This is a genomic window from Staphylococcus sp. EG-SA-14, from assembly GCF_017151935.1.
Classification (GTDB): Bacteria; Bacillota; Bacilli; order Staphylococcales; family Staphylococcaceae; genus Staphylococcus; species Staphylococcus aureus.
This window is the reverse complement of record NZ_JACVZM010000005.1, coordinates 61528-73003: the sequence shown is the minus strand read 5'-3', so window position 1 is coordinate 73003 and position 11476 is coordinate 61528. Positions and strand designations below refer to the sequence as shown.

The window sequence follows — 11476 nt, the reverse complement described above, 5'->3', positions numbered from 1 at the left end:
TCATCACTCTTTTGTAAGTCTAATTTGTCATTTTTGGTCGTATTCTGATTTTAATAAACTATAGATGTAACTCGATGAATAAATACCATTTAGTAATTCATTGTCACGTAACATACCTTCTCTAGTAAATCCCAGCCTTTCAGGAATAGCTCGGCTTTTTTCATTATTAACTGCGGCACTAATCTCAATTCGGTTTAAGTCAAGCTCTTCGAAACAATACTTTATCAATGCCTCAACTGCTTGTGTCATAATCCCATGACACTCAAATTGTTTATCTAAATAATATCCTAATGAAGTTTTTCTGTGCATGTGATTAATTTCATGTAAACCGATGACACCAACTAACGTTCCTTCATACCAAATGCCACACTGAAATCCATTACCATCAGCAAATTGCAAAAGTCCTCTTTTAATAAATGCACGCGTATCTGATGGTTGCTCAGTTGCATCTACCCAAGGTAACCATTCCCTAAGTGAATTTCTTGAACGATTGACTAAATTGAAAAGCGCTTCTGTGTCATGAGCTTCTAAAATTTTTAATGTTATTTGTTCATTCACTTTCATTCCAAACATACCATCACATCCTCATTCATTTTTCATATAATTCTGTAAATTATCATAATAATAACATATTAATATTACGCCTTGTATCTTAAATTTGTTGTCCTTCCCCAACTTGCATTGCTTGTAGAATTTCTTTTCGAAATTCTCTTTGTTGGGGCCCCGCCAACTTGCATTGCTTGTAGAATTTCTTTTCGAAATTCTCTATGTTGGGGCCCCGCCAACTTGCATTGTCTGTAGAAATTACGGACCCAATTTCTCTATGTTGGGGCCCATCCCCAACTTGCACATTATTGTAAGCTGACTTTTCGTCAGCTTCTTTGTTGGGGCCCCGCCAATAAGCGTTGTAGTACCTATTACTTTGGTTGATGTCCTTGATACCTATCACACAACTTAATTTAATCACTACTTTATTAACCATTCCAAATTTATATTTAAAAATACGACAAAACAGTGCTAAAATGCTATTAAAGGAGGCACTGCTCATGGCATCATTGAAAAATAAGCATTTTATGATTGGACTATCATTAACATTTATAGTCGCATTATTTAGCTTTTTAGCAGCTAAATTGCCAATCTTAGATAAGGTTGGCGCATTAACTATCGCGATATTAATCGCTATTCTATATCGTCACTTTAGAGGATATCCTGAACAATATAGCTCAGGTATTACGTTTTCATCTAAATATTTATTAAGATTTGCAATCATCCTATATGGACTTAAACTCAATATATTCGATATTATCGGTCAAGGTAGTAAACTATTAGCCATCGATGTAGGTGTCGTTATTTTCAGTATTGTAATGATGCTCTTTGTCAACAAACTGTTGCATGGTGACAAAAACATCGCATTATTACTAGGTGTCGGCACAGGCGTTTGTGGTGCTGCCGCTATTGCCGCAGTCGCTCCAATATTCAAATCACGTGAAAAGGATACAGCTATTAGTATCGGTATCATCGCATTGATTGGTACGATATTCTCACTTATATATACAGCTATCTACGCTATCTTTTCAATGACGACAAATGTTTATGGCGCTTGGTCTGGTGTTAGTCTTCATGAAATTGCGCACGTTGTCTTAGCTGGTGGCTTTGGTGGTAGTGATGCACTTAAAATTGCACTTCTTGGTAAACTTGGTAGAGTATTCTTACTGATTCCATTAACCATCGTACTTATTTTAATTATGCGTTTCCGTTCATCAGAATCATCTAGCAAGGGTCGAATAAGCATTCCATACTTTTTAATTGGATTTGTCATTATGGCCTTAGTGAATACATATGTAACTATTCCATCAGTATTGTTAAATATTTTAAATACTATATCAACAATTTGCTTATTAATGGCCATGGTTGCTTTAGGGTTAAATGTTGCATTTAAAGATCTTAAAAATCGCGCACTTAAACCGCTTATGACAATCATTATTACCTCAATATGCTTGTCATCACTTGCCTTTATCGTCGTTCATTGGCTATATAGTTAATATGAAAAGACGCTCAAACACTTACAAATTTAGTGTGCCGAGCGTCTTATTTTTATACTTTAAAAGTCGTATTGGTTGTTTTCTTCTTCAAACACTTGTTGTTGTACTTTGGCAGTTCGCATTGTGGATTGTGCCAACGCTTTTAACCGAAATACAACATCATCATTGACAATTTGTTGATTTGAAAAATCTTTCTCTTCAATAAATACATACGTTTGCATCGTATGTGCTTTCATGTAACTCAATATTGGTTTTAAATGCATTTCAGGAATTAAATAATGTTTACTAGAACCTGCTGTCGCTACAAGTCCTATTACCTTGTCACGAAACGCATTGACCGGAAGTAGATCAAACACATTTTTCAAAGCACCAGGGATGGAAGCTTGAAAAATTGGAAAACCAATAAAAATCACATCAGCCTGCATTAACGACGTCGTTAATTTATATACATCTCCTGTAGTATCTAGATAATTCTTTCCAACGCTAAATTCTAATTCAAGTTCTCGTAAATCCATCAACTCTATTTGATGTCCCTCATTGATGACTTCTAGTTCATTTTTTAAATCATCCATAGCAATTCTCGTTTTAGAACCTACTGTGGAACCTGACAATAATACAATATTCATGATGACGCCCCTCCTATTTTGATAAATGCTTTTTAATCGCCGGTATAATTTCGTTGCCAATTAACTCAATATTCTTCATAACATTTTCAAATGGCACACCGCCAAAATCAAGCTGTGCCATAAAACGTTGATGACCATACAACTCGTGTTGATACAATATCTTTTCAATAATTTGTTGCGGGCTTCCAACCATTAGCGCTTCTCGATAATCTGACGAATTAGCAAATTGCTGTTTCGGATAACCAACACCACGAATAAATGACATCCCTGTATTCAAATGTGGATAAAATTCTCTCATAGCATCCTGAGTTGTTTCAGCTGTATAAAACAGACTCGCTGTACTTACTGGTAAAGACTTAGGCGAAGCATCGAAACCTGCTTCAGTTGCCGCTTGACGATAAGCATCTATAGAACCTTTAAAGTTCATTGCTGGGCCACCAAGGGTTGTAATCATCATTGGCACGCCTTGTTTTCCCGCTTTAATAGCACTTGCAGGTGGACCACCAACAGCACGCCATATTGGCAATATATTATCGATTGGTCTTGGGAATATTTTCATATTTCTAAGTTCTGGACGATATTTTCCAGACCAAGTAATACGCTCAGTTTTATTTAACTCTAAAAGTAAACCTAATTTTTCTTCAAACAATTCATCATAGTCTTTTAAATCATAGCCAAACAAGTCAAAAATACCTGTTCTTGATGCTCTGCCAGCTACAATTTCGGCTCTACCATGAGAAATCAAATCTAATGTCGCGAAGTCTTCAAATACTCTTACAGGATCTGTTGCACTAATAATCGTTGAAGAACTTGAAACTTTGATATGCTTTGTCGCTTGGGCAATTGCACCTAACACAACCGTATGGGCCTGTGTTGTAAAATGCTCCTGATGACTTTCACCAACTGCAAAAACATCAATACCTGCTTCATCTGCTAATTTACTTGCTTCAATAATTTCATTAATACGTTGCTCATAACTAACTTTTTCACCTTTCAATGGATTCAATAAATGATCACCTAAGGAATACAAACCAAACTCAAGAGGCGTATTTTTATTCATTTCTAATTTTGCCATTAAACATTCTCCTTTATATTTCGTGTAACTTACTTTCAATTTGTTCACGTTCTGCTTCTAAAAAGTCAGGCAAGTTCAATTGACTTCCTAATTGTTCAACAGGTGTATCAATAGTAAATCCAGGCGCTTCAGTCGCAAATTCATACATAATTGAATTATGGCGATAGTATAATGATTTAAAGAAATAGCGATCAATTATACCTGAATTACTTTGTGGTTGTTGTTGTAATTTCTTGTAAATTCCATCTAAGTCACTCATTTGAGGTGTATTAACTGCAATATGATGGATATAACCTCGTCCAGGTCTTTCACGTTGTCCCTGTTGCTCAATAACTACAAAATCCGAATATAAACCTTGTGGTGCTAATGTCAGCACATCGAATGATTTATTATCTCTTTTGCGATAACCTAAGACATTTTCCAAAAATTCTACCGTACGCGCTGCATTTCTAACTCTTAATTCGACTGGCCCTATTCCTAAAATTTGATATGCTTGAGGTATTTCACTATAAGCGTTATGTTGCCATTGATGTGGTACTTCAAAACTATCATTAACAAGCAATATGATTTCTAAGTCGTCTTCATCTTTAAAGACAACACCTTCTTGTCCAAGATAGTACAAACGTTCAGACTTAATACCATTATTATCAAGGCGTTTTTCAAAATAATGAAGTGCCGCTTGATTTGGCACTAATAAAGAAAATCGATAAATCGTTTCAGTACCCGGCTGCTTATGACCCGCATTGGGAATTTCAAAAAAGCTTAAAATTGTTCCGGCTGTACCTACTTCGTCCCCATAAAACAAATGATACATTGAAGGATTGTCTTGATTAACCGACTTTTCAACTAATCGTAATCCAAGGACATTTGTGTAAAAATCCTTATTACGTTTTGCATCTTTTGTATACATGGATATGTGATGATGCCCTACTATATTCATACTATCCCTCCCATTAGTATAAATTTTATACCAGCTTACATAAAAAAGATAGTTATATGCCATTTACCCCTTTTCTGCAAATAAAAATATGTTTGTACTCATTCGTAGATACACAGCTAGTATGTATAACGACATAATAATTGCATAATTATAAATTTATGTGTAGCAATTTATTTTTTCTAAATGTTTATAAAATACTTCAATAACTAAATATGCAAGATTTCACAAAAGTATATTGACAACGCTTTCATACATGTCTAATATAAGTTTATCGCACAAAATGCATATAAATACATATTAAGGAGGATTTTATGAATTTTCTTAAACCTGCAAAGCATATTAAGCCTTTGCCAGAAAATCAGATAGATGATACCTATAAACGATTACGTCTCCAAGTATTTCTTGGTATTTTCATCGGTTACGCTGGGTACTATTTATTACGTAAAAACTTTTCATTAGCGATGCCAGCATTGCAAGAGCAAGGTTTTACAAAAGCGGAACTGGGTTTTGCACTTTCTGCTGTTTCCATCGCATATGGATTTAGTAAGTTTTTTATGGGTACTGTAAGTGATCGGAGCAATGCTCGGATATTCTTAGTTCTTGGATTAGCACTCACTGCTATCGTCAATTTGTTAATGGGATTTGTACCGTTCTTTACATCAGGTATCGGTATTATGTTTGTCCTATTATTCTTAAATGGATGGTTTCAAGGTATGGGCTGGCCACCTTCAGGCCGTGTTCTCGTTCACTGGTTTAGTGTAAGTGAACGCGGAAGTAAGACTGCCCTTTGGAACGTTGCGCATAATGTTGGTGGAGGTATTATGGCACCTATTGCTGCTTGGGGTATTACAACAACAGCATTTATCAACTTTGGTTATTTAAAAGGTTTCGAAGGTGTATTCATTTACCCTGCACTCTTAGCACTTATCATTGCCGCAATTTCATACGTATTGATTAGAGACACACCTCAATCTCAAGGTTTACCTCCAATCGAAATTTATAAAAACGACTTTGCTACAAGCGATAAGAAAACATTAGAAACAGAATTAACTACAAAAGAAATTTTATTTAAATATGTACTGAACAATAAATGGGTATGGGCAATTGCCTTTGCAAATATATTTGTTTATTTCGTGCGTTATGGTGTACTTGATTGGGCGCCAGTCTACTTAAGTGAAGAAAAACATTTCGACTTAAAAGCATCAGGTTGGGCATACTTCTTATACGAATGGGCTGGAATTCCTGGCACATTATTATGTGGTTACATTTCTGATAAATTATTCAAAGGTCGTCGTGGACCTGCAGGTTTCTTCTTTATGTTAGGTGTCACAGTATTTGTATTAATTTATTGGTTAAATCCTCCAGGCAATGCTTGGTTAGACAATGTCTCATTAATTGCCATTGGTTTCTTAATATATGGACCAGTTATGTTAATTGGTTTACAAGCATTAGATTATGTACCTAAAAAAGCAGCTGGCACAGCAGCTGGATTAACAGGATTATTTGGTTATCTGTTTGGTGCTGTAATGGCCAACATCGTCTTAGGTGCTGTAGTTGATAAATTCGGATGGGATGTCGGTTTTATTTTATTAACAGCAATCAGTGTGTTTGCAATGTTGAGCTTTATCCTCACTTGGAATAAAGTAGGACAAGAAACCGTTCATCATTAAATGATAAAAAATAAAGTCATATGGTTATCTTATCGAAAGATGATATATTCATCTCTTATAAGTTCAACCATATGACTTTTTATTAGTATTCAAAAAAATATTTACATTGCCACTTTTGTGTTTGCCCTGCTGTTTTATTCAATTGATTACACCACTTAGGATAAACTCTAAAAGCCATCTTACCTTTATGTTCAAATGTAGTTAAGATGCCTTTTTCTACCAATAATTCCCTAGGAAATAAAAAATAACCGCTTAATTCTTCATCAATAACTATAATCATTAAGTAATCTGCAAATGCCTCTTTCGAGTATGGTTGATTACAATTGTTCTCGTCTTTTGTCCAACATGTAACAAAATATCCCGATTTAGTCGGTGTTTTCTTAGCTAACCTACTTTGATATGTTTCCTCTTTAAAGCTAAATGTTAATGCTTCGTAATCTTGATTATATTTTTCTTCAGTTAAATCTTTAACTTCTGATTCTTCTCTAAAAATATTTTTCAACAGTATTTTAGATTTACACAATGCCAATCTCACTTTATTTTTTCATAATCGTATCATATATTTATTTTTTTCGAAAAATACCCTTCCGACCGAAATATACTCAGCCAGAAGTGTACGAAATATTTAACCTTCTATTAATTCAGATGTATCAACTGTCAAACGATCACGTAATAAATAAACGATTAACATTGCTGCTAAAGCACAAAGTGACTCAGCAATTAATAATGACCAAATGACACCTGTTAGTCCAAACAAAGCATTCATAATAAATAATACTGGAATGATAATCGCACCTTGTAAAATGGCCATAATTGTAGCACCACGACCTTGCCCAGTCGCTTGAAGCATACCAGTAAACAAGAAACCTATACCATTTAATAATAATGATGTCATTGTTACTTTCAAAATAAATGTCGCCATCTCAACAATGGCTTGATCAGTAGTAAATAGTCCGACCATATGATGTCCAATTGTAAATACAGCAATCATACATACAACAAAGATAACGCCGATAGACATGATAACTGCTTTGATAACGTCTTTCATACGGCCTTTATTTGCCATAAAGTTATATGCAATTAATGGTACAACACCTTCACATAATCCCATGATAATAAGTTCTGGAAATTGCACAAGTCTAAATGAGATACCATAACTTGCAATCGCGAAGTTTCCATAATGTGCTAAAAATAAATTTAAAACTAATCCTGTGAATCCCATTAAGATACTCATTAAAAATGCAGGAATACCGATTTTAAAGATTTCAGAAAGCATTTCTTTATTAGGTTTCGCAAGTTTAATATTAACTGACACAACGTCACTATTTTTCATAAAATAAACGATAAAGAACAGAGCAGCAGCAACATTACTGATTGCAGTACCCAAAGCTGCACCAACAACGTTTAAATCAAAACCAAAAATTAAAATTGGATCTAAAATAATATTTAAGCCTACACTAGCTAACATACCAATCATAGAAATCATTGGTGCCCCAATTGCACGTGCAAATTGTTCTAATATGAAGAACAAAATTACAAAAGGTGCACTTAAAAACATTACTTTCAAATAATTACTTGTTAAAGCTAACGTTTCACCTCTCGCACCTAAAATTGCTGCGATTTGATCACTGAATGGTAAAGTAACTAAAATCACGATAAGTCCTAGTGCAATACCACCATAAATAGAGAAACTACTCACAAATTTACTCTTACTATAGTCTTTCGCACCTAATAAACGTGAAATATAAGTTCCTGCACCAACGCCAAATAAATTACCCAACCCCATTAAGATAGCAAATACTGGCAGTGTCAGAGAGATAGCAGAAATCATGTGGCTATCTTCTAAAAATCCTATAAAGTAAATATTTAATATGCCATAAATAACGCTTAATAAAGTCCCTATCATCATTGGCAATGAGAAATGCATCATCGCTTTAAATACTGGCGATTTCTCAAAATAATATAATTGTTCGTCTTTCATTGTTCAATACTCCTTGTCTTTTTCAATAATTAGCTTACTAACAATTAGATATCTAACTATAATATTAAAGATAAAGTGACTGATTTCTACCAGTCACACTTATCATTTATTGTAAACTAGATAACATTTTAGTTAAGTTTGCTTTCATTTGTTCATTTTCTTCTTCAGATAACTGCGATACGAGTGTTTGCTCCATTTCATCAAATATCGAAGTGAATGCTTCTACAAGTTTAATCCCAGAGGTAGTCAGTCCTATATTCTTTCTTCTCGTATCTTGTGCATCGACATAGCGATAGATCAGCTTTTTACGTTCAAGGTTCCTTAATAAATTACTGACAGTTGGACCTGTTCGTTGTAATGCTTTAGCAATATCATTTTGTGTCAGTCCATCTTGTTGATGTGCATAAAGATAACCTAACGTATGACCTTGCTCATTTGTAATATCAAATTGCTCTAACTTTTGATCAGCCTTTTGTTTCATCTCATGACTAATCATTCTAAATAAATACGAATAAGTGAATTCCATTTATTGCACCACCATTTCGTTAGATGTCTAACTAAATATACTGCGACATTTTTAAATTGTCAACATGAATATCTAATTTATTTTAAAAGTTCCTATAAAATCTTGTGCCATAAACATTTTGATATGCAATTTTTCGGATTAAAATATGAAAGAGATTGCATATCTACGTTTTTAAGAAATCGCTTACAATTACAAATAGGAGGATATTACGTTGTTAAGTTATAGACAAATCGAAATTTTGTATCTTTTAATTCATGAGCAAACGTTTATTCCAATCAATACCATTGCTAATCAACTTGGTGTATCACCTCGTACCATTCAATATGATATAGCATATATTGAGCAATATGCTGAAACTTATCATTACCAAGTCAGCCGTAATAAAGCTGCAGGCATCAAAGTAACAACAGCTCACGCGACACTATTAAATGAATTAGAGCACAATCTAACAAATCAAATTCATTTTTCAAAAGATGAACGACTCACACATATCGCTTTAAAGTTATTCGAAACAACCGATCCTGTTTCAACAAAGCAACTTGCGCAAGATGTTAATGTTTCGCGTCGGACAATTGCAGATGATATTAAAATGATACAGGCCCAACTAGATCAATACCATTTAAAGTTAAATTATGTCCACAATAAAGGATTCAATATTATTGGTGAGGAAGATCACTATCGTAAAGCGTATGCACACTTTATACATCAATATATGAAACAAGCTGCACCTTTTATAGAGGCGGATATCTTTAATTCAGAATCAATCGCATTGGTTCGCCGTGCCATTATTAAGACATTAAATAGTGAAAATTATCATTTAGTTCAGTCGGCTATCGATGGCTTAATCTATCATATACTCATTGCCATTCAGCGTCTAAATGAAAATTTTTCGTTCGATATACCTATCAATGAAATTGATAAATGGCGACATACTAGTCAGTATGCTATTGCTTCAAAAATGATAGAAAACTTAGAACGCAGTTGTAATGTCACATTTCCAGAGTCTGAAATTATCTTTATCACGTTACATTTACTAGGCTCTAAAATGACTGAACATACAGCATCTTCAATTACCTTTGAATACCATGATTTATCGCAAAATATACATGAATTGATTACTTGTGTTAGCCAAGAATTAGGCATTGATATGTCAAAAGATAACAAGTTACATACCAGTCTGATCACACATATCAAACCAGCTATACATCGTATTAAATACGATATGCTACAACCTAATCCTTTGAGGCAAGAAGTTATGCGTCGCTATCCTCAAATCATTGAAGCCGTTAGCAAGCATATTAGCCCAATTGAACAAGATGCTGCTATTCGCTTCAACGAAGATGAATTAACATACATTACAATTCACTTCGCATCAAGTATAGAGCGTGTTGCAACACATAAACAATCAATGATTAAGGTTGTCTTACTATGTGGTTCTGGTATAGGCACGTCACAACTTTTAAAATCAAAACTAAATCACCTGTATCCTGAGTTTCACATTTGGGATGCCTATTCCATTTATCAATTGGAAGAAAGTCGATTATTGCAAGATAACATTGATTATGTCATTTCAACAGTACCTTGTGAAATATCAGCTGTACCAGTTATTCATGTCGATCCATTTATCAATCAACAATCTCGTCAAAAATTGAATCAAATTATCAATGACTCAAGAGAACAACGAGTCATGAAAATGGCAACTGATGGCAAGTCACTCGCAGATTTATTGCCTGAACATCGCATCATTATAAATAAACAACCATTATCAATTGAATCCGCAATTGCAGTGGCTGTGCAACCTTTAATCAATGATGGCATTGTCTATTCAAATTATACAGCTGCAATTTTAAAACAATTTGAACAATTCGGGTCATATATGGTCATTAGTCCACATATTGCACTTATTCACGCTGGTACTGATTATGTACAGAATGGTGTAGGTTTCGCACTAACATATTTCACTGAAGGGATTATCTTTGGTAGTAAAGCTAACGATCCCGTTCACCTTGTAATTACATTAGCAACGGACCACCCCAATGCACATTTAAAGGCATTGGGACAGTTAAGCGAATGCTTAAGCAACGACTTATATCGACAAGATTTCTTAGATGGGAATATTTTTAAAATTAAACAACACATTGCTTTAACTATGACAAAGGAGGCTTAATAACGTGTCATTAGACATTTTGTCAACAACACGCATCATTGTAAAAGAACAAGTAAATGATTGGACTGAAGCTATAACTATAGCTTCTCAGCCATTACTACAAGAACAAATTATTGAACAAGGCTATGTTCAAGCAATGATTGATAGCGTTAATGAACTTGGACCTTATATCGTTATCGCACCTGAAATTGCAATTGCACATGCAAGACCGAACAATGACGTACATCAAGTTGGTTTAAGTCTATTAAAGTTGAACCAACATGTGGCATTCTGTGATGAAAATCACTACGCATCACTCATTTTTGTATTGAGTGCCATCGACAATCATTCACACTTATCTGTATTACAAAATTTAGCAACCATACTGGGCGATAACCAAACAGTCCAGCAACTATTAACTGCAACAAATGCACAAGACATTAAAAACATTTTAAAGGAGCATGATTAAT

Annotated in this window: 12 protein-coding genes; 4 read left to right on the top strand and 8 right to left on the bottom strand. The window is 34.2% G+C overall.

What is annotated here, in order from left to right; all coding sequences use genetic code 11:
* Positions 1–27: 27 nt before the first annotated feature.
* Entirely contained in the window at positions 28–573 is a 546-nt protein-coding gene (locus IDG63_RS05140) for a GNAT family N-acetyltransferase (protein WP_000467653.1), read from the bottom strand.
* Positions 574–652: 79 nt separating this feature from the next.
* Complete coding sequence (locus IDG63_RS05135; protein ID WP_136817978.1) at positions 653–982, bottom strand: hypothetical protein; 330 nt, start codon at positions 980–982, stop codon at positions 653–655.
* A gap of 64 nt (positions 983–1046) precedes the next feature.
* Here IDG63_RS05135 and IDG63_RS05130 point away from each other — a divergent pair, with 64 nt between their 5' ends.
* Positions 1047–2042 carry a YeiH family protein gene (locus IDG63_RS05130; protein ID WP_000157630.1) on the top strand — a complete coding sequence of 332 codons (996 nt, stop codon included), beginning with the start codon at positions 1047–1049 and terminating at the stop codon, positions 2040–2042.
* 59 nt (positions 2043–2101) lie between these two features.
* Here the strand turns inward: IDG63_RS05130 and IDG63_RS05125 are convergent, their stop codons facing one another.
* Genes IDG63_RS05125 through IDG63_RS05115 form a run of 3 tightly spaced genes read right to left on the bottom strand, consistent with a single transcriptional unit; the run spans position 2102 to position 4683 of the window.
* Entirely contained in the window at positions 2102–2668 is a 567-nt protein-coding gene (locus IDG63_RS05125) for an NADPH-dependent FMN reductase (protein WP_001028431.1), read from the bottom strand.
* A gap of 13 nt (positions 2669–2681) precedes the next feature.
* The gene (locus IDG63_RS05120; protein ID WP_001096117.1) at positions 2682–3743 is read right to left on the bottom strand and encodes an LLM class flavin-dependent oxidoreductase; all 1062 of its coding nucleotides are present in this window, start codon (positions 3741–3743) and stop codon (positions 2682–2684) included.
* 13 nt (positions 3744–3756) lie between these two features.
* Complete coding sequence (locus IDG63_RS05115) at positions 3757–4683, bottom strand: VOC family protein (protein ID WP_001028204.1); 927 nt, start codon at positions 4681–4683, stop codon at positions 3757–3759.
* Positions 4684–4994: 311 nt separating this feature from the next.
* On the opposite strand from IDG63_RS05115, the gene glpT reads away from it, so the two are divergent.
* Positions 4995–6353, top strand: coding sequence for a glycerol-3-phosphate transporter (gene glpT, locus IDG63_RS05110; RefSeq protein ID WP_001010111.1), 1359 nt, complete (start codon positions 4995–4997; stop codon positions 6351–6353).
* An 82-nt stretch (positions 6354–6435) separates the two neighbouring features.
* On the opposite strand, the gene IDG63_RS05105 is transcribed toward glpT, so the two are convergent.
* From IDG63_RS05105 to mepR, 3 genes are all read right to left on the bottom strand, one after another.
* Entirely contained in the window at positions 6436–6876 is a 441-nt protein-coding gene (locus tag IDG63_RS05105; RefSeq protein WP_000335330.1) for a MepB family protein, read from the bottom strand.
* A 102-nt stretch (positions 6877–6978) separates the two neighbouring features.
* Positions 6979–8334: a multidrug efflux MATE transporter MepA gene (mepA, locus tag IDG63_RS05100; RefSeq protein ID WP_000651052.1), complete on the bottom strand. Its 1356-nt coding sequence runs from the start codon at positions 8332–8334 to the stop codon at positions 6979–6981.
* 106 nt (positions 8335–8440) lie between these two features.
* Positions 8441–8860 (bottom strand): multidrug efflux transporter transcriptional repressor MepR, encoded by a 420-nt coding sequence (gene mepR, locus IDG63_RS05095; RefSeq protein ID WP_000397416.1) that lies wholly within the window; start codon positions 8858–8860, stop codon positions 8441–8443.
* Between the two features lie 211 nt (positions 8861–9071).
* Between mepR and IDG63_RS05090 the strand changes: the two genes are divergently transcribed.
* Positions 9072–11027, top strand: coding sequence for a BglG family transcription antiterminator (locus tag IDG63_RS05090; protein WP_000954264.1), 1956 nt, complete (start codon positions 9072–9074; stop codon positions 11025–11027).
* Between the two features lie 4 nt (positions 11028–11031).
* Positions 11032–11475, top strand: a complete 444-nt coding sequence (locus IDG63_RS05085; protein ID WP_000050767.1) for a PTS sugar transporter subunit IIA — start codon at positions 11032–11034, stop codon at positions 11473–11475.
* The last annotated feature ends 1 nt before the right edge of the window (position 11476 follow it).

Excerpts from the sequence above, each read along its gene's own strand:
- IDG63_RS05140 (WP_000467653.1), bottom strand. The coding sequence starts at position 573 with ATGTTTGGAATGAAAGTGAATGAACAAATAACATTAAAAATTTTAGAA.
- IDG63_RS05135 (WP_136817978.1), bottom strand. The coding sequence starts at position 982 with ATGGTTAATAAAGTAGTGATTAAATTAAGTTGTGTGATAGGTATCAAG.
- IDG63_RS05130 (WP_000157630.1), top strand. The coding sequence starts at position 1,047 with ATGGCATCATTGAAAAATAAGCATTTTATGATTGGACTATCATTAACA.
- IDG63_RS05125 (WP_001028431.1), bottom strand. The coding sequence starts at position 2,668 with ATGAATATTGTATTATTGTCAGGTTCCACAGTAGGTTCTAAAACGAGA.
- IDG63_RS05120 (WP_001096117.1), bottom strand. The coding sequence starts at position 3,743 with ATGGCAAAATTAGAAATGAATAAAAATACGCCTCTTGAGTTTGGTTTG.
- IDG63_RS05115 (WP_001028204.1), bottom strand. The coding sequence starts at position 4,683 with ATGAATATAGTAGGGCATCATCACATATCCATGTATACAAAAGATGCA.
- glpT (WP_001010111.1), top strand. The coding sequence starts at position 4,995 with ATGAATTTTCTTAAACCTGCAAAGCATATTAAGCCTTTGCCAGAAAAT.
- mepA (WP_000651052.1), bottom strand. The coding sequence starts at position 8,334 with ATGAAAGACGAACAATTATATTATTTTGAGAAATCGCCAGTATTTAAA.
- mepR (WP_000397416.1), bottom strand. The coding sequence starts at position 8,860 with ATGGAATTCACTTATTCGTATTTATTTAGAATGATTAGTCATGAGATG.